14 protein-coding genes and 9 tRNA genes are annotated in these 18,885 nt (G+C 39.2%); 21 read left to right on the top strand and 2 right to left on the bottom strand.

Annotated elements, in window-relative coordinates; translation table 11 throughout:
* Window positions 1-535 precede the first annotated feature (535 nt).
* The 16 genes from tolQ to PALI_RS01160 all read left to right on the top strand — a co-directional run bounded on the left by tolQ (window position 536) and on the right by PALI_RS01160 (window position 8,209).
* Window positions 536-1,240, top strand: coding sequence for a protein TolQ (gene tolQ / locus PALI_RS01085; protein ID WP_077537589.1), 705 nt, complete (start codon window positions 536-538; stop codon window positions 1,238-1,240).
* On the top strand, window positions 1,227-1,658 hold the full coding sequence (gene tolR, locus PALI_RS01090; RefSeq protein ID WP_077537590.1) for a protein TolR: 432 nt from the start codon (window positions 1,227-1,229) through the stop codon (window positions 1,656-1,658). Before tolQ ends, tolR begins: the two co-directional genes overlap by 14 nt.
* Before the next feature lie 4 nt (window positions 1,659-1,662).
* Complete coding sequence (gene tolA / locus PALI_RS01095) at window positions 1,663-2,589, top strand: cell envelope integrity protein TolA (protein WP_138584481.1); 927 nt, start codon at window positions 1,663-1,665, stop codon at window positions 2,587-2,589.
* Between the two features lie 9 nt (window positions 2,590-2,598).
* Window positions 2,599-3,957, top strand: coding sequence for a Tol-Pal system beta propeller repeat protein TolB (gene tolB, locus PALI_RS01100; protein WP_138584482.1), 1,359 nt, complete (start codon window positions 2,599-2,601; stop codon window positions 3,955-3,957).
* Window positions 3,958-3,991: 34 nt separating this feature from the next.
* The gene (gene pal / locus PALI_RS01105; RefSeq protein WP_077537593.1) at window positions 3,992-4,534 is read left to right on the top strand and encodes a peptidoglycan-associated lipoprotein Pal; all 543 of its coding nucleotides are present in this window, start codon (window positions 3,992-3,994) and stop codon (window positions 4,532-4,534) included.
* A 13-nt stretch (window positions 4,535-4,547) separates the two neighbouring features.
* Entirely contained in the window at window positions 4,548-5,297 is a 750-nt protein-coding gene (gene ybgF / locus PALI_RS01110) for a tol-pal system protein YbgF (protein WP_193154524.1), read from the top strand.
* Between the two features lie 171 nt (window positions 5,298-5,468).
* Window positions 5,469-5,544, top strand: a tRNA-Lys gene (locus PALI_RS01115).
* A gap of 61 nt (window positions 5,545-5,605) precedes the next feature.
* Window positions 5,606-5,681: transfer RNA gene (locus tag PALI_RS01120), tRNA-Lys, on the top strand.
* 64 nt (window positions 5,682-5,745) lie between these two features.
* Window positions 5,746-5,821, top strand: a tRNA-Lys gene (locus PALI_RS01125).
* Window positions 5,822-5,892: 71 nt separating this feature from the next.
* Window positions 5,893-5,968: transfer RNA gene (locus PALI_RS01130), tRNA-Lys, on the top strand.
* An 83-nt stretch (window positions 5,969-6,051) separates the two neighbouring features.
* Window positions 6,052-6,127 (top strand) — tRNA-Lys (locus PALI_RS01135).
* A 62-nt stretch (window positions 6,128-6,189) separates the two neighbouring features.
* Window positions 6,190-6,265, top strand: a tRNA-Lys gene (locus PALI_RS01140).
* Between the two features lie 83 nt (window positions 6,266-6,348).
* Window positions 6,349-6,424 (top strand) — tRNA-Lys (locus tag PALI_RS01145).
* Between the two features lie 63 nt (window positions 6,425-6,487).
* Window positions 6,488-6,563: transfer RNA gene (locus PALI_RS01150), tRNA-Lys, on the top strand.
* Window positions 6,564-6,704: 141 nt separating this feature from the next.
* On the top strand, window positions 6,705-7,745 hold the full coding sequence (gene nadA / locus PALI_RS01155; protein WP_193154526.1) for a quinolinate synthase NadA: 1,041 nt from the start codon (window positions 6,705-6,707) through the stop codon (window positions 7,743-7,745).
* A gap of 374 nt (window positions 7,746-8,119) precedes the next feature.
* A tRNA-Ser gene (locus PALI_RS01160) sits at window positions 8,120-8,209 on the top strand.
* A gap of 275 nt (window positions 8,210-8,484) precedes the next feature.
* On the opposite strand, the gene PALI_RS01165 is transcribed toward PALI_RS01160, so the two are convergent.
* Window positions 8,485-11,148 (bottom strand): CHASE domain-containing protein, encoded by a 2,664-nt coding sequence (locus tag PALI_RS01165; RefSeq protein ID WP_193154528.1) that lies wholly within the window; start codon window positions 11,146-11,148, stop codon window positions 8,485-8,487.
* Window positions 11,149-11,397: 249 nt separating this feature from the next.
* On the opposite strand from PALI_RS01165, the gene PALI_RS01170 reads away from it, so the two are divergent.
* Window positions 11,398-12,279 (top strand): alpha/beta fold hydrolase, encoded by an 882-nt coding sequence (locus tag PALI_RS01170; RefSeq protein ID WP_193154530.1) that lies wholly within the window; start codon window positions 11,398-11,400, stop codon window positions 12,277-12,279.
* A gap of 53 nt (window positions 12,280-12,332) precedes the next feature.
* On the opposite strand, the gene PALI_RS01175 is transcribed toward PALI_RS01170, so the two are convergent.
* Complete coding sequence (locus PALI_RS01175) at window positions 12,333-12,722, bottom strand: DUF2750 domain-containing protein (RefSeq protein WP_138585855.1); 390 nt, start codon at window positions 12,720-12,722, stop codon at window positions 12,333-12,335.
* A 225-nt stretch (window positions 12,723-12,947) separates the two neighbouring features.
* Between PALI_RS01175 and PALI_RS01180 the strand changes: the two genes are divergently transcribed.
* The 4 genes from PALI_RS01180 to PALI_RS01195 all read left to right on the top strand — a co-directional run bounded on the left by PALI_RS01180 (window position 12,948) and on the right by PALI_RS01195 (window position 18,838).
* Window positions 12,948-13,991 carry an alkene reductase gene (locus PALI_RS01180; RefSeq protein WP_193154532.1) on the top strand — a complete coding sequence of 348 codons (1,044 nt, stop codon included), beginning with the start codon at window positions 12,948-12,950 and terminating at the stop codon, window positions 13,989-13,991.
* A 212-nt stretch (window positions 13,992-14,203) separates the two neighbouring features.
* On the top strand, window positions 14,204-16,573 hold the full coding sequence (locus PALI_RS01185) for a TonB-dependent receptor domain-containing protein (protein ID WP_193154533.1): 2,370 nt from the start codon (window positions 14,204-14,206) through the stop codon (window positions 16,571-16,573).
* Window positions 16,574-16,655: 82 nt separating this feature from the next.
* The gene (locus PALI_RS01190) at window positions 16,656-17,780 is read left to right on the top strand and encodes an alkaline phosphatase family protein (protein ID WP_193154534.1); all 1,125 of its coding nucleotides are present in this window, start codon (window positions 16,656-16,658) and stop codon (window positions 17,778-17,780) included.
* Window positions 17,777-18,838 carry an alkaline phosphatase D family protein gene (locus PALI_RS01195; protein WP_193154535.1) on the top strand — a complete coding sequence of 354 codons (1,062 nt, stop codon included), beginning with the start codon at window positions 17,777-17,779 and terminating at the stop codon, window positions 18,836-18,838. Before PALI_RS01190 ends, PALI_RS01195 begins: the two co-directional genes overlap by 4 nt.
* The last annotated feature ends 47 nt before the right edge of the window (window positions 18,839-18,885 follow it).

The following is an 18,885-nucleotide window of genomic DNA, read 5'->3' on the forward strand; positions in this document are numbered from 1 at the left end:
TAATGAAACAATATCACTTAGTGCACCAGCTCGGTATGCAGTAATAGTACGCAATATCGACTATAAGTTCAAACTAGAAAATTTACATTTTCACATTAGAAAAAATAATCCGAGTGTATTTTTTGCTGCTTAGTCATTGTTTGTTAATTGGTCATTGGGTTTGTAAGTTTATGAAAAATAAGCTTTGTAGATGTTTTTATTGTTTTTTGTAGTATTAGTTTTACTATTACGTAAAGGTAATTTAAAGATGCTTTTGAGTGTTTATGCACGTATTTTGAATAAATGCTCTAATTTATGAAGTTTGTTGATATATTTAATCATCTTTAATGCAATATATTAAATTGTAAATGGTGTGTTTATTGACTTGGGTTGGATAAATCATATACGAAGGTTATTTTTAACGTTTTTTGTTGGTTATTCATAGCAATATGATTGTCAGTATGAAATGGACTATATACACTAGTTGCAACTTTTGACTGCACAGGCAGTCATATTTATAGAATTTTCTTATTTTGATACTATTTAGGAGTTTAACGTGGGATCAGGGCTTAATTTTTTAGATCTAATTTTAGAAGCCAGTTTGCTTGTTCAACTAGTCATGTTAGGGCTCGTTGCTATGTCTGTCATGTCTTGGGCAATTATTTTTCAACGTAAAAAAGCAATATCGGATGCTTTGGCAAATACTAAAAAGTTTGAGCAAAAATTTTGGTCAGGTATTGATTTAAGTAAGTTATACAACGAAATATCGTCACGCAGTGGTCAATCTCAAGGTATTGAAGCGTTGTTTACCGCCGGTTTTAAAGAGTTTGCGCGTCATAAAAAGAATACTTTTCAAAGTGCGGGCATTGTTATGGAAGGCACACACCGCTCAATGCGTGTTGCGCTTTCTCGTGAAATAGAAAAAACTGAGTCAAGTCTTTCATTTTTAGCAACAGTTGGTTCAATTAGCCCGTATATAGGCTTATTTGGCACCGTGTGGGGTATTATGAATGCCTTTATTGCGCTAGGTGAAGTTAAACAAGCAACCTTACAAATGGTCGCGCCAGGTATTGCAGAAGCACTTATTGCAACAGCGATGGGCTTATTTGCCGCGATCCCAGCTGTTATCGCCTATAACCGTTTTTCCAATAAAATCGAAAAACTGGAATCGCATTATATTAACTTTATGGAAGAATTTGCGAATATCTTGCATCGTCAAGCAGCTACTCAAATAGAGGCCCAAGCGAATGTATCAGCGTAAAAAGCGCCGTCCGGTCGCAGAAATTAATGTAGTACCTTACATTGATGTAATGTTGGTACTACTTATTATATTTATGGCTACAGCACCGCTTATTACACATGGTGTAAAAGTCGATTTACCAAAAATGGAAGAGTCCGATTTAGTTGATACTAAAGATACCCCACCCATAATTGCCTCTATTGATGCGCAAGGTAAATACTATGTAAGTGTAGGTACAGATCCAGAAGAGCCTATGGAAGCACTCGATGTAGCCGCAGTTATAAAGTTACAACTAATGAAAAACCCTGACGTACCAGTAATGATAAAAGGTTCGGGCAAGGTGTCGTATCAAGAAGTGTTGTTGCTAATGGATTTTTTGAAAAATGCAGGCGTACCATCAGTAGGGTTAATGACCGAATCCTTCGAGGGGACAAAGTAGCCGTATGAATAGTTCATTAATAAAGTCGGTAGTACTTCATTTAGGTATTGGTGGTTTTTTGTATGCATCTGCAAACATTCATCCATCAGCACCTAAAGTTATGGAGGTAACGCTTAATTCGGCTATTCCAACTGCAGATAAAGCGGTATCGGCTGTGACCGTCGATCAGAAAATGGTTGAGCAAAAGATAGCCGAGCTGCAGAAAAAAGAAAAAGATAAAAAACAGGCCGAAGATAAACGCATTCGCGATTTAGAACGCAGAGCAGCAAACGCGCGTAAGCAGCGCGAATCTGAAGCCCGTAGCATTAAAAAGCTAGAGCAAGAGCGCAAAGCAAAAGAGAAAGAAACCGCAGAAGCGCAAGCCCAAGCAAAAAAAGCACGTGCTATTGAGCAAAAGGAACGCGCTAAAGCAAAGCAAGCCGAAAAACAAAAGGAAGAAGCTGAAAACGCTGCAAAAGCGGCAGCCCAAAGACGTAAAACCGAAGAAGATGCACTAAAAAAAGCAGAAGCAGAGCGTGAAAAACGCGAGCTAGAAGCTAAAGAGCGTGCAGCCGAGGCCGAACGTAAACGTCAGCAAGCGTTGCAAGAGCAGATATTACAAGAGCAACTTGCTAAAGAGCAGGCAGCGCGTAATAAAATACGCCAGCAACAAGTCGTCGGTGAAGTAGATAAATACCGTGCTTTAATTATGGCGCGTATCCAACAAAACTTACTGATTGATGAAAAAATGAAAAATCAACAGTGTAGAGTTAACATTCGCTTAGGCTTTAATGGTTTAGTTACACAAGTTAAATCGTTAGGCGGCGATAAATTAGTGTGCGAAGCGACGTTGAGAGCAGTGCGAATGGCAGACACGCTACCTGTTTCTAAAGATAAAGATGTATTCGATAAACTCAAGAATATTAATTTAACAATCAAGCCAGAGTTTTAAAGGGATGATATGTTCAACAAAGTAAAAATAGCCTGTTTAGTTTTATTATTGGGGTTTCAGAGTATTGCACATGCAGCGCTTGAAATTGTAATTACAGAAGGGGTTGATGGTGCAAGGCCTATTGCAATAGTACCGTTTAAATACAGAGGAATTGGCCCTATACCCCAAGAGTTAAATAGTGTTATTGCTGCCGATTTAATGCGCAGCGGTAAATTTAAGCCTGTTAACGTTGCGCAAATGCCGCAGCAACCGAGCAAAGACAGTGAAATTGATTATGCATCATGGGTTAATAAAGGCGTTGAGGCAGTGCTTGTTGGTGAAGTTGAACAACAAACTGATGGGCGATACCTAGTTCGTTATGAGTTAGTTGATGTAATACGTGGTCAAATAACCGGTGGCAACACGCAAATGATGAGCAATGGTAAGTTAGTTAAAAGCCAAAGCCATATTTTAGAAGCGCGTGAAAGTGTAATAGGGGAGAGTGGCTTTCGTCGTTACTCGCACCGCATTAGTGATGTTATTTACGAAAAGCTAACCGGTGAAAAAGGCGCTTTTTTAACGAAGATAGCATATGTTATTGTGCGCGATACAGATGCTAAGCCTTATCAGCTAGTTGTTGCTGACTATGACGGCTTTAATGAACAAGTATTACTTCGCTCAAAAGAGCCACTGATGTCGCCAGCTTGGTCGCCAGATGGCACTAAATTAGCTTATGTGACGTTTGAAAATCGCCAAAGCCAAATCTATATTCAAGATTTGTACACGGGTAAACGAGAAGTTATTGCTAGTTACCGTGGGATTAATGGCGCACCACAGTTTTCACCTGACGGTAAAAAGTTGTTATTGGTATTATCAAAAGACAACGGTGGAGCCACTGAGATTTATTTGTTGGACCTAGCAACACGTAAAGAAACACGACTTACGCGTCATCGCAGTATCGATACTGAGCCATCTTGGCACCCAAATAGCCAAGATATAGTATTTACCTCTGAAAGAGGTGGTAATGCTCAGATTTATAAGTTAAATTTACAAACAGGTAGGTCGCGAAGGTTGACCTTTGACGGCGATATGAACCTAGCGGGTTCTATAACACCTGACGGAAAAGAATTAGTGATGGTAAACCGTACTAACGGGCAGTATCATCTTGCTAAGAAAGAGCTGGCTACAGGCGCGTTTCAAGTGTTAACGCGAACACGCCTTGATGAATCTCCGAGCATAGCGCCAAATGGCTCGATGATTATTTATAGCACGCTCCATAATAATAAACAGGTACTCGCGCTGGTATCGATGGACGGCCGCTTTAAAGCACTGTTACCTGTGCTAGACGGACAAGTAAAGGCGCCAGCTTGGTCGCCATATTTACAGTAATATTACTGGTTTACTCAAAATAGGAATCAACTCAATGCAACTTAATAAAATACTTAAAGGCCTGCTAATTGCTGTGCCAGTAATGACATTAGCAGCTTGTAGCTCATCATCAGATATTGATGACGGTGCTGCAAATCAAACAAATCAAGCTGTTGTTGAGCAGCCAACGAATAATGATACAGTTGAAGTAGCGACTATTTCACCTGAGCAACAAGCAGAAGAACAACTTCGCCAAAAATACGAAGCACTTCGTCAAGAGCAAGTAATTTACTTTGACTTTGATAAAGCGACAGTTGAAGGTAAATACGCTGATTTACTTCGTGCACATGCTGAGTTCTTAGTTCAAAACTCATCAGTTAAAGTACTCATTGAAGGCCATGCAGATGAGCGCGGTACGCCAGAGTATAATATTGCACTTGGTGAGCACCGTGGTAAAGCTGTTGAAAAATATCTACAAAGTTTAGGTGTTTCAGCGAGCCAAATGTCAGTGGTAAGCTACGGTGAAGAGAAGCCAATGGTTAAATCTCGCACTGAATCAGCTTTCGCTAAAAACCGCCGTGCGGTATTAGTTTACTAAGATAAGAGATATTATGAAGCCGAAAATTATTTTGGCAGCCATGATATTGAGCGGGAGCACCCAGTTAATGGCTGCTCCCGCTCCTGTTTCAGAAGCTGCAAGTTCACAAACGAGTGTTGAGAAGCGTTTAGCGTCACTTGAAAAGTTGATGCAGACACGTAATTTTTTACAAGTTGAGTTACAGCAACAACTTAATCTATTACAAGATGAAGTCAGCCAAATACGAGGCGTAACTGAAGAGCAGAGTTATAAGCTTGAAAAAGTACTGCAGCGCCAACGTGAACTTTATCAAGAAATTGAAAATAGAGTAAGCCAAGCTTACACACAGCCGGCTGTAGCCCCTGCGACGGACTACACGCAAGCTAATGATACGCAGACCTACAGCACTGATTTATCTGAAAACGAAGCGTACGAGCGTGCTGTTGCGTTAATAATGAAAGATAAGCGCTATGATCAGGCTATTCCCGAGTTTCAAACTTTTTTAACAACGTATCCAAATTCAGTTTATGTGTCTAATGCACATTATTGGCTTGGGCAATTGTTAACGATTAAAAATACGCCAGTTAAAGCAATTGAGCATTTTAAAGTGGTTGTAAACGAATTTCCTAATTCAAATAAACGCCCTGATGCAATGTTAAAGTTAGGAACGCTTTTACAAGAGCAAGGTTTTGCCGAAAATGCGCAAAAAATACTGACCGATCTTATTAATCAGTATCCAAGTACAACTGCTGCAAAATTAGCCACTGATCGCTTATCAAAATAATTGAATCGGCTTGATTAGACTGCTTTTTGTCATAAGCGGTCTAAAATTGGTCAACTAGGCAGAAAAACTTAAAAAAAGAGACAATTTCGGTTGCACTCATTTTATAAATAAGTATTATAAGCGCCCGCAGCAAACGAATGGTTACCCCACTCGAAATGCGGCAAAAAGAGCGGGTTATTAGCTCAGTTGGTAGAGCAGTTGACTTTTAATCAATTGGTCGATGGTTCAAATCCATCATAACCCACCATTTTTTAAATGGTCTTTTATCGGCGGATTTACGTAGTAGTTAGAGTTGTATAAATTAGAGCGGGTCATTAGCTCAGTTGGTAGAGCAGTTGACTTTTAATCAATTGGTCGATGGTTCAAATCCATCATGACCCACCATTTTTATTTATTAAAATATAAATGGTTTAATTTAAACTTTGCTGCAAATAGTGTATATCAGAGCGGGTCATTAGCTCAGTTGGTAGAGCAGTTGACTTTTAATCAATTGGTCGATGGTTCAAATCCATCATGACCCACCATTCTTTATTGTAAGAATGGTTCAATCGGCGGATTTACGTAAGCTTATTTATTATTAAATAAGTGCATGAGCGGGTCATTAGCTCAGTTGGTAGAGCAGTTGACTTTTAATCAATTGGTCGATGGTTCAAATCCATCATGACCCACCATTCTTTATTTCTTGTGAATAGCGAATGGCTTCAATCGACGGATTTACGTAAGCTTCATTCTTAACTGAATAAGTGCATAGAGCGGGTTATTAGCTCAGTTGGTAGAGCAGTTGACTTTTAATCAATTGGTCGATGGTTCAAATCCATCATAACCCACCATTCTATGGCAGTTTTAATCGGCGGATTTACGTAGCGCTTAAAAAGCGAATTAATATCAGAGCGGGTCATTAGCTCAGTTGGTAGAGCAGTTGACTTTTAATCAATTGGTCGATGGTTCAAATCCATCATGACCCACCATTCTTTATTCCTTGTGAATAGCGAGTGGCTTCAATCGGCGGATTTACGCAAGCTTCATTCATAATTGAATAAGTGCATAGAGCGGGTTATTAGCTCAGTTGGTAGAGCAGTTGACTTTTAATCAATTGGTCGATGGTTCAAATCCATCATAACCCACCATTCTATGATAGTTTTAATCGGCGGATTTACGTAGCTTTTTTACAAAGCAAATTATATTAGAGCGGGTCATTAGCTCAGTTGGTAGAGCAGTTGACTTTTAATCAATTGGTCGATGGTTCAAATCCATCATGACCCACCACTCTCTAATACTTTCCTTTATATTCTTTTTTAAATTCCCATTTTATTTTTTATAAACAGCCTCGCTAGTTTGCTGTTATTTGTGTTCATATTCTCGTATAATTCGCCGTAATTAATGCACTGTAGATAAGTGGTCGAGAACATGAGTCTAGCTCAAACTATTATGCCTGAAGGCTATATTTTCCCTCCTAAGCCAGCTCCATTAACACACGATGAGCAAGGCGAATATAAAGCACGTATAAAACAATTACTGGTCGATAAAAATGCAGTACTTGTTGCACATTACTATACCGATCCTGAAATTCAAGCACTTGCTGAAGAAACTGGCGGCTGCGTTGCAGACTCGTTAGAAATGGCACGTTTTGGCGCACGTCACGATGCAGATATGATCATCGTCGCGGGCGTAAAGTTTATGGGCGAAACCGCAAAAATATTAACCCCCAATAAAACGGTTGTAATGCCAACGCTTGAAGCGACATGTTCGCTGGATATTGGTTGTCCTATCGATGAGTTTTCAGCGTTTTGCGATGAACACCCTGATCGTAAAGTGGTTGTGTATGCAAACACCTCAACGGCGGTTAAGGCACGTGCCGATTGGATTGTAACGTCATCCTGCGCGCTTGAAATTGTTGAGCACTTAGACGAACAAGGCGAAAAAATCATTTGGGGACCAGATAAACATTTAGGCAGCTATATTCAAAAGAATACCGGTGCAGATATGATTATGTGGAACGGCGCATGTATCGTACATGACGAATTTAAAACCAAAGCCTTAAAAGATTTTAAAGTATTGCATCCAGATGCAGGTGTATTGGTTCATCCAGAGTCGCCAGCAGAGATTGTCGCACTTGCCGATGCAGTAGGCTCTACGAGCCAACTAATAAAAGCAGCGCAAACAATGCCAAACAAAAAGTTTATTGTGGCGACTGATCGCGGCATTTTTTATAAAATGCAGCAACTGTGCCCAGATAAAGAGTTTTTTGCGGCTCCAACAGCCGGTGAGGGCGCGTCCTGTAAAAGTTGTGCTCACTGTCCTTGGATGGCAATGAATGGCTTAAAAGCGATTGAGGAAGCGCTCCTTGACCCTAAAGGTAAAGAAGTATTTGTTGATATGGATTTGCGTGAAGGCGCGCTTAAATCGCTTAACCGCATGCTTGAATTTACTGCAAGTATGGTTAAGTAACCTGAACTCTGGATAATAAATCTATCTCGAGCAGCTATTTTCAGCGCTAACTGCGTTGAATTTACTTGCAATAGGCTCGCTATTGACGCGTAAATTCGCCTTGTTTTCGCTGAAAATCTCTGGCTAGAGAAAATAAATTTAAATATCATCATGACTCAATACGTTAGTAAATCTCTTAACCAGAGTTCAGGTTAAGTAATTTTAGAAGTAGTAATAAAACGGTTGAATCTCAAATTTAGCTGTTTTTTTATACTTAAACGTAAGTGGTTGTTTGATAAATAAGCATTTGGAGATTCATCTTTAAAAATGCCTTGCGCCAAGGGTATCTATTTCATACTATAGCGGGCTGTTGCATTACACAATTGCAATACTGTGGAGGGATGGCTGAGTGGCTGAAGGCGCACGCCTGGAAAGTGTGTTTAGGTTTACCCCTAACGAGGGTTCGAATCCCTCTCCCTCCACCATTATTCAATATTAGGACGCTTTATGGCGTCCTTTTTTGTGCCTGTAACAAAGTAGAGCAATACAGGGAATAATAATACCTTCTCAATTTGAGTACTTAAACCCAGCGCTAACTACGTCAAAGGTTTCTTGTTACATGGATGCAGGAGAAAGAGTAATACAGGAACAATGGCTGAAAATAACTAAATAACGAAATTTTTCCTTGTTATCAACAAGGTTTTGAACTTAATAATAACTCACTTAATTAAGCGAACGAGTATTAGGTGTACTTACCACTCTATATGGTGTGCAAAAATCTAATAAGCTCTTGTTTTTCAATTGGCTTTGAAACATAGCCATCAAAAAACTGTTTATAGAGCTCTTTTTGCTCGGCAAACACATTTGCGGTTAGTGCGATAATAATTTGTTTACTATCTATTTTCTTTATTTTTTTACATGCTTCAAAACCATCCATTTTTGGCATCTGAATATCCATAAAAATTATATCAGGTGATAAAGATTCATAGAGTGAAATTGCCTCAAGGCCATTATTTGCAATAACAATTTTTGCATTCGTAGGCGCTAGCATTGCGGTTACCACAAGCTGATTAATTTTATTGTCTTCTGCGATTAAAATTGTTTTATTTGTTAAGTCAGGAAAGTCTAAACCTTTTGTATTTGAGTCAGTTGGTTTTATGCTCGCTTGTTTAAGTGGCAAATAAACACTAAATTGACTGCCGACACCTAATTCACTCGTTACTTCAATCTCACCTTTCATTAAGTTGACTAATGATTTAGTGATTGGCAGGCCAAGCCCTGTACCACCATACTCTCTGGTGGTTGACGTTTCTGCTTGCTCAAAGCGTTCGAATAATCTATCAATAGTATCTTGTGAAATGCCAATTCCCGTGTCAGAAATGACGCTACAGACTCTATTATCGTTCGTTAATTTAAATTCAACGGTTACGCCACCTTTATGAGTGAATTTGATTGCGTTGGAAATTAAATTTAAAAATATTTGTCTGAGCCTAACCGCATCACCCACCCAATATTTATGATCAATATTAGAAATAAAGCGCAAGTAAATATGCTTTTCGTTTGCTGGTACACTTAAATCTGACTCTAAGTGGTTTATTAATTCGTCTAGTTCAAATGGTTTTTTCTCAAGCGACAACTTACCTACTTCAATCTTAGAAAAATCAAGTATGTCATTGATAATCGTGGTAAGTGCTCTGGTTGAATAAAGGGCTTTATTTAAAAACTCTTTTGATTTTTCGTTAAGGGGTTGCTCTTGTAATAACTGCAAAGTACCTAAAACGCCATTCATCGGGGTGCGAATTTCGTGGCTCATGTTTGCTAAAAATTCTGACTTAGTTTTTGAAGCTTCTTCGGCCAGTTCTTTTGATTTAGCGAGTGCATGCTCGTGAGCTATTTGATCTGTTAAATCATACGCTATACCTAAATAGCCCACTATTTTCCCATAGTCATTTAACAGCGAAGTGACACTTAAACTTATTTGGGTGTGTTGGTTATTACTATCAACATAGGTCCACTGGTTGGTATCTGGTACAGTCGGCGTTGCTTTGGCTATGAATACTTCAAATCCTGGTTTTATTGGTTTATTGAGCTCTTGCGTAAGCTGCTCTGCTTTTTCGATAACTTCGTGCGCTAAATGAAAAATAGCGGGCGTTTCAATTCCAATCACTTTACTTGCTTGGTAGCCAAGCAGCTTCTCAGCGGCTGGATTAAATTCAGTGATTAAACCGTTTATATCGGTGGCAATAATAGAGTAACTTGCGCCATTTAATATACTGCGCTGCAAAGTGCTTATGTTTTCAATTTGCAGCGTTCGCAATTTTACTTCACTTTCTAATTGTGAATTTGCGAGTTCAAGTATTTGTTCATGCTTTTTGGCGGTATCTACTTTTAATTGTATTTTTTGCGCTTTTCGATATAAAAACAACTGCAAAGCGAAGATAAAAATCATTGTAAAAAGAGTTAAAAATACGCTATCAACCAAAGCTTGATATTTGTTGGGTAAGTGTAAGCTTTCAATAAATGCATTAGAGCCGTGCAGTGTTACTTTCCAGCTGCGGCCCATAATTTGGATTGTGTTTGAGGTGTTAAACGCTGAGTTATTGTTTTCATCACCGTACTGAAAGAATGTAAATTCGGTATCGTTATATAAATCGCTGATGGTAAGGTAGTTTTCATCTACTTGTGCAAGTGAATCTAAAATATTGTTGATTAATAAAGGCGAGTATGTCCAACCTATTAGTGCTTCAAGGCGTTTTTCTCTATTTGTTGGTACGGTAATGTTTTTATACACAGGGATTAAAATTAAAAAGCCTTGCTGTGTTTTTTTATCGGCTTGTACCAAGGTAATGGGGGCTGAAAGTTGAGCGCTATTATTAATTGCAGCATTTAATGCCGCTTTTCGGCGAATAGCCTCAGATCCAATATCAAGCCCAATTGCTTGTAAATTGTTTTGTTCAGGAAAAATATATTGAATAATAAAGCGCTCATCGTCATAGCGAGACAGCTCTTTGAGATTGAACTTTTTATCAGGCCTGTCATTTTTAGCATCTTCTAAAAACTGTACTAATTGATCAGAGCGTACTCTTTTAACATAGCCAATACCATTAGCCCCAGGAAATTCGAGCGCGTAGTTACGACTATTAGAGTAGTTTGTTATGGCTTGATAATTTAAGTTGGCAACACCTATTCCATGTATAAACCCTTTTAAGCCATATAACCCGTACTTATAAAGATGAACTCGGTTATTTATTCCCGTTGTTAACGTTGTTAGTCGAGTGTCTAAAGCGGTTACAATTTTAGAGTCGATTGCTTGTTGATGCTTAAGATGCTGGAAAAACGAGAAAATAACACCGATAATCAGAATTAAAAGCTGAACAACTGTTTGCAGCACAAACTTTTTATTAGCCCAGCGTGTTAGAACCATATATACATCCTTTTTTATGTGTTTGTGTTGGGCTTTGAATACTTTGTGATGAAGCTAAATATAGCACTTATTTAAAAGCTTACAACCAGAATACTTAAACTCTGTTGAACTTTAGAGATTGAATTTCTTGCAGTTTGCTTTGTTTTTAAGCAGAGTAGTATAACTAACCAAGATGTATTTTTTAATACCTATTTAAACCACTCTTATGATAAAACTAAACTAAGTGCAACCAACGTTTAAGCTACGCAGATGTTAACTTTACAGCAATGGCGATCGCAGGGCCGATTTATTCACATTAATGGTCATAAGGTATTTACTAATACTGCTGGTGACATAACTAAACCAGCATTACTGTTAATACATGGTTTTCCCAGTGCGAGTTGGGACTGGGAAGGTATGTGGCAAGCGCTCAGTGAGCAGTACTTTGTGATCACGCTTGATATGTTAGGTTTTGGTTTATCGGATAAACCTAAAAATGCAGACTATAAAATCACTGAACAAGCCGATTTGTATACTCAGTTTTTAAACACATTAAATATTAATGATATACATATTTTAGCTCATGACTACGGCGATACGGTGGCTCAAGAAATATTAGCAAGGCAAGTACATAATCAAAGCAGCATAACGATCAATAGTGTTTGCTTTTTAAATGGTGGATTGTTTCCAGAAGTGCACAAACCCTTATTTATACAAAAATTATTAATATCTAAGCTTGGTTGGCTAGTGCCAAAATTGATGAATAAACAAAAATTCGCCAATAATTTAGTTACTGTTTTTGGTAAAAATACACCGCCCTCAACACAGGTAATTGACACATTATGGACATTATTAATTTATAACGATGGCCTAAGTGTAATGCCAAAATTGATTCATTATATAAATCAACGCAGGCAAAACCGAGAGCGTTGGGTGGGTGCTATTATTAACAGTAATATTCCTATTACGTTCATCGCAGGCGGGGAAGACCCTATTTCTGGCAAGCACATGATTGAGCATTATAAAAAGCTGATCCCCAATGCGCGCGTACAAGAGTTTCCAGAGCTTGGTCATTACCCGCAAGTCGAAGATGCTGATGCAATTACTCAGGCTTATTTAAAATTTAGAGAAGCCATTAAAAAACGCGGCTAATTTATACGCCGCGCTTATAAGTTAAAGAACTCTGGATATTTAGGCTTTGAACCTTAGTATTTTTGCTTTGGTGCTTTGAGTTGTTTTTCAAACTCATCAGAAAAAAGGATAGTGCCGTCATCTTCCTCAGTAGGGAATGCAGCAATCAGTAAATCATCTTCTTCAAGCCCCGGTGTCCAGCGGCTAAACCAATCCGCAAGAGGAATTGCTTTAGCGCTGCAGCCAGCCCATTCACCAGTTGCCCATGCTTCTGCAAATTCGCGAGTTGGCCAAACGGGTACGCAGTCGTCATCTTCATTGGCAAGCATAACGCAGCCATCATCATCGTTTAAAATCCATACTTGTTTGAATTGCTGTACGGTTTCGAACATATAGGCTAGGCGTTTTTTTGCCCCAAGCCCTAAAATTACTGCTTGTTCTTCACTTAAATTTGGCGTTGTCATAATTGGCTCACTCTTAATTACTATATCTAAATTATATGCACACAAGTATATCGAGTTATATGACAGAGTGTTGAAAAGTTACTATTTAATTTCATCGTTGTAGATCTAATTTACATACATATGAGTATAAATTTGTCACTAATTTGAGCGATCATTCAAAATAGACTTGAATGTTTGTCAAAAGACCGCATTGTAGTAAGCATACTTTTAATGAAGGATTGAAAAATGACCACCGATTTACTTGCTCCGTTTAAACTAAATAACACGATTGAGCTTAAAAACCGTGTGCTTATGGCACCACTAACACGTTGTATGGCAGATGATAATTTAGTGCCAACGCAAGATATGGTTGACTATTATGCTCGCCGTGCCCAAACCGGTTTAATTATTAGTGAAGCAACGATTATTCGCCCTGACGCGCAAGGCTATCCAAATACACCCGGATTATTTACCAGTGAGCAAATTCAGGGCTGGAGAAAAGTAACAGATGCAGTGCATGCAAGTGGCGGCAAAATGTTTGCTCAACTTTGGCATGTTGGCCGTGTTGCGCATCCTCACTTTTTTGATGGTGATGTACTTGCACCATCGGCAATCGGTGTTGAAGGCTCTGTACCACGTATGCGTGAGCTTACCTACATTACGCCAAAAGCAGTTACAATTGACGATATTAAAGGCTTAGTTGCTGATTACGCAAAAGCGGCAGAAAATGCCATTGAAGCGGGTTTTGATGGCGTGGAAATTCACGGTGCTAACGGGTATTTGATTGACCAGTTTTTACATTACGCTGCCAATACACGCAGCGATGAATACGGTCAAACGCCTGAAAATATGTCGCGTTTTGCATTAGAAGTAACAGATGCCGTTATTGCTGTAGTCAGTAACGAGCGTACTGCTTTGCGCTTAACACCGGGCGCTTATTTTAATATGAGTGAAGATAGCCGTGACAAAGCTGTGTTTGATTATTTATTACCAGAACTTGAAAAAAGAGATTTAGCGTATTTACACGGCGGTATTTTTGACGACAGCACAACGTTTGATGCGCTTGAAGGTAAAACGACCTCTGAATTTTTACGTGCAGGCTACAAAGGCACACTTGTAGGTGTAGGCAGTTATAGTTTTGAAGCAGCCAAAGAGGCAATTAACGACGATAAATTTGATTTAATAGCGATTGGTCGCCCACTTATTGCGAACCCTGACTACATTAGTAAAATTGAAAATGGTGAAGAGTTAGTGCCATACAGCGATGAGATGCTTGCTGAGTTAAAATAAATTACTCGTTGTAATAAGTTTTAGAAAATAATTAAGACACTTTAAGCTAAACCTTTGGGTGTCTTTTTTTATACATATTCCCGCCATAAATCTACTATATTAGTTTAATTTTTATGTAAATAAACTCCATCTTAGCTGTCATATTTAAAACTCATACTGTGCCCGTTTTCATAATTAACACTTTTTTATAATCATTACCAAACGGGACAACAATGTACGCTTTAAAAAGTAAATCGATTTTGAGCATGGCAATTGCCATGGCTGTATCAACATCAGCTTATGCTAACGACAGCACAATAGAGGAAGTAACCGTTGTCGCTAAGCCAACTAGTTATGCTAACAATGTGATTGAGCCTGCAATGCTTGAGCAACAAAGTTCGGTATCGAGCATATTATCAGTAATAGATAACTTACCAGGTATTAGCATAAACGAAGGCGATGCATTTGGCGGTGACGATTGGTCTACAACAATTACTATGCGTGGTTTTAGTATTGATGGTAATCAACAGCAGTTAGGTATGACGGTTGATGGTATTCCAAATGGTGGTTCTAATTATGGCGGTGGCGCAAAAGCAAACCGTTATTTAGAGAGCGAAAACTTAGCAACGGTCGAGGTTGGTCAAGGTACGTCTGATATTAAATCGGCATCACTTGAAGCTCTCGGCGGAACATTTAATTTTGTAAGTAAAGCACCAAGCCTTGAAAAAGGCACTACTTTTGCTTATACCTCAGGCAGCCACGATGCCACTCGTTATTATGTTAAACACGAAACGGGCACTGTTTTTAATAATACTCAGGCATATGCAAGTTACTCACAAACTAACACAAGTCGCTGGGTTGGCTCGGGTAGTAATGGGGGTAAAGATAACCAACATGCAGAGATTAAATCGGTAACAACGCTTGCGGATTTAACAATTACTGGACGCTTATCTTACGACGACGTAAATGAAACAAACTACAACAGTGTAAGCCTTAAACAGTTTGAACAAACACCCGATTGGGATCAGCTCACATGGAACTGGACAGGGGTTCCGCATTTTGACCAAATGTTTGCAGAAGGTTGGGGGACGCTCCGTGAAAATACCTTAGGTTATTTAAAGTTCGAGTACGCGATTTCACCAACGTCACTATTAACAGTGAGCCCTTATTATCATAAAAACTCAGGCCGTGGTGATTGGATCCCTCCTTATCTAGAAACACCTGTTGATGAAAATGGCAATGCAACAACTCAAGGCGGTAAAAGTGCGGGTAGTTATGGTTTTGCTGATAGCGAAGGCAACCCACTTGCACCAAATGAGGGGTGTACAGCAAGCTTAAGTTGGCCATGGGCGTCAGGCCCTAGTTTAAATCCTGCGTGCTACGATGCCACAGCAACACCCGTTATGTCTTATCGCCATACACATTACAACAAAGAGCGTTTAGGCGTTACAGCAAACTACCAAGCTACGTTTGGCATGCATGATATAGAAGCGGGTTTTTGGTACGAACAAAGCGAGCGTGATGAATCACGTGATTGGCACAAAGTTATTGATGCGCGTATTTATCATCATTTTGATAGCACACCTTACTGGACACAATACAAAAATACCTTTGAGACCGATACTTTTAAATGGTATTTACAAGATTCGATTAACTTCGGTGATTTAACGTTAAATATTGGTGCTAAGCAGTATTTAGTTGAGCTACAAAAGTACGATCACTTTGCTAATGAAAGCTCAGATAAAGTAGATAGCGATTCGGATGTTTTACTCAGTGGTGGCGTGCTGTATCAGCTAAATAATAGCACTGAATTATTTGCCAGCTACAGTGAGAATTTTGCAGCAATTAAAGATGGTGTACTTGAACGAGACAGCTCGACACTTACTGAGATAGAGCCAGAAACAGCTGAAAATATTGATTTTGGTGTGCGCTACCAAGCCGATAGATTATCGCTTACAGCAACAGCCTATAGCGTTAAGTTTGATAATCGTATTACGTTTATTGCACCAGGTAGTGGTTCAGATGGGATTGATTACAGCATCGGAACTAATGGCGCTTATCTTAATGTGGGTGGTATTGATTCAGCGGGCCTAGAATTATCAGCAAGCTACATGTTAACACCAAGCTGGAACCTGTACTCGTCTTATACTAATAGCAGCTCAGAGTACACGTCTGATGATCCAAGTGCATACGATTCGCAAGGTGTATTACTAAAAGATGAAAATGGTAACGACGTAGCACCTAGCTTTAGAAATGGCGATAGCATAATTGATTCATCAGAAGATTTATTTGTCGTGTCTACAGATTACTTTAGCGACGGCTTTCGTATTGGTCTATCTGCTAAGTACACTGGTGAGCGTTTAGGTGCATGGAATGATGAAAACACACGCTCGCGAAACAAAGTAGATGGCTACACGGTACTTGATTTTAATGCGGGCTACTCTACTGATGTAGATGCGGGCCCATTTAAAGCAATTGATATATCGTTAGTTGTTTATAACGTTACAGATAAAAGCTATTTAGCTGGTGGTACTGGTAATGGTTCTACATACTTTATTGGTGCACCTCGCACTGCTGCCGTGACATTCACTGCTCACTTTTAAGTTAAAGTTTAGGATTAGCAATTGAATTAAAATAAAGCCCATCACTGATGGGCTTTGTTATATGAAAGGGCGCAAAAACACGATGAAAACGATTATAAAAGTAACAGTATTTAGCTTAAGTGTATTAGTAAGTAACTTTGTAGCAGCGCAAAATGTAGTGCTGGTAACGCTTGATGGTGTACGCTGGCAAGAAGTATTTAATGGGGCTGATAAAAACTTAATTAATAATACTGATTTTGTTAAAGAGCCAGAGCAATTAAATACGCAATTTTGGGCAAAAACGGTAAATGAGCGCCAGCAATTACTAATGCCTTTTTTAACGCAAGTAGTGGCTAAACAAGGCGTAATTATTGGCGATAGGGCTAATGGCTCTACTATGTCGGTCAGTAATCCGTGGTATTTTTCATACCCAGGATATAATGAGATTCTAACTGGCGAAGTTGACGAAAACATTAACAGTAACGACAAGGTCCTCAACCCAAATAAAACTATTTTAGAGCGTTTAGATACGTTACCGGAGTTTAAAAACAGCACTGCTTTATTTGGTAGCTGGGATGTATTCCCATACATTGTAAATAATAAGCGCAGCGATGTTTATGTAAACGCGGGGTTTATGCCCGTTGCAGAGGATTTATTTGCAGATGCGCCACTGTTAAATGCGTTACAAAAAGAAATCCCCAGCCCTTGGCATAACGTGCGCCTAGATAGTTTTACCTATCGTTTTGCTAAAGCCTATATGTTGGCTAAAACACCTAAATTGCTAGTGATAAGTTTAGGCGAAACCGATGACTTTGCGCATGATGGTCACTACGATCAATACCTTAGATCGGCGAGGCAAAGTGACGCGTTTATAAAAGACTTATGGGCAACCATTCAAACTACAGCAGGTTATAAAAATAACACCACCCTTATTATTACCACTGATCATGGCCGTGGCAGCAACGCCGATGACTGGCAACATCACAGCTCTAAGCGTGCATTGGCTAAATCGGCACAGGGAAAAAAGGCGTTTCCTGAGGGGATTATTGGCTCTGAATATATTTGGCTTGCAGCCATTGGACCCGCCATTAAAGGCAGTGGTCTAATTAAAACTAAAAATGAGTTTAAACAAGCGCAAGTTGCTGCCACTGTTTTAAAAGCATTAGGGCAAAATCCACACACTATTAACCCTGCTATGGCACCTGCCATTAACGAGATTTTAAAATGAAACATCTACTAAATGCATTGACTCAACCAGCGCTTTTGGTCGCGCTTGTAATTAGTGGCAATGCAATGGCAGCGCCATCTAAAATCCTGTTTGGTTCGTGTGGGCATCAAGATAAAAACATTCCCATATTTAATGCAATTAATAAAGAGCAAGGGGATTTGTTTATATTTCTGGGTGACAATATTTACGGCGATACCAACGATATGGATGTACTTGCCGATAAGTACCAACGTTTAGGGGCAAAGCCTGGTTTTAAAACGTTAAAAGCGCAAACGCCTATTATTGCTATGTGGGATGACCACGATTATGGCCAAAACGACGCAGGTAAAGAGTATCCGCATAAAGAGCAATCACGCCAAATTATGCTTAATTTTTGGGATGAACCTGCAAACTCAGCGCGTCGCACTCGCCCTGATGGAATTTATACCTCGTACATGTATGGTGAAAATGAGCAAACCATACAAGTAATAATGCCTGATTTGCGTTGGAACCGTGATGCGCTAAACCATGTAAGCGAGCTTGGGTATTACACTAAGCGCAAACTTAATAACCAAGGCCCATATAGTCCCAGTGAAGTAAAGGGCGCATCAATGTTAGGTGAAGCGCAGTGGCAATGGCTTGAGCAAGCGCTTAAAAAGCCCGCAGCAATAAAATTAATCGCCTCAAGCTTACAGCTTTTACCCGATTTTACAGGTTGGGAATCATGGGCAAACTTTCCTGAAGATAGAAACCGTTTATTTGCATTGATTAAAAAGCATAAAGTAAATGGGGTAGTGATCATCAGCGGCGATACGCACTGGGGTGAAATATCAAAGTATCAGCAAAACCTTGATTACCCATTAATTGAGATGACTAGCTCTGGCTTAACTGAAAAGTGGAAAGACGTCAGTCCTAACAAACACCGAGTAGGGGATTTTACTCATAACGTAAATTATGGTGATTTAAGCATAGACTGGCAGCAAACTGATCCCGCTATTTCACTTAAATTAAAAGGCATTGATGGCGAAGTAATAATGCAAAGTGACTTTAGTTTATCAAGTATTAGCCCTTATAAATAAACTCACTACTACGCACAGTATATAAAATAAATGCTGTGCGTATAAAA

The organism is Pseudoalteromonas aliena SW19 (assembly GCF_014905615.1).
In the GTDB taxonomy this organism is placed as follows: Bacteria; Pseudomonadota; Gammaproteobacteria; order Enterobacterales; family Alteromonadaceae; genus Pseudoalteromonas; species Pseudoalteromonas aliena.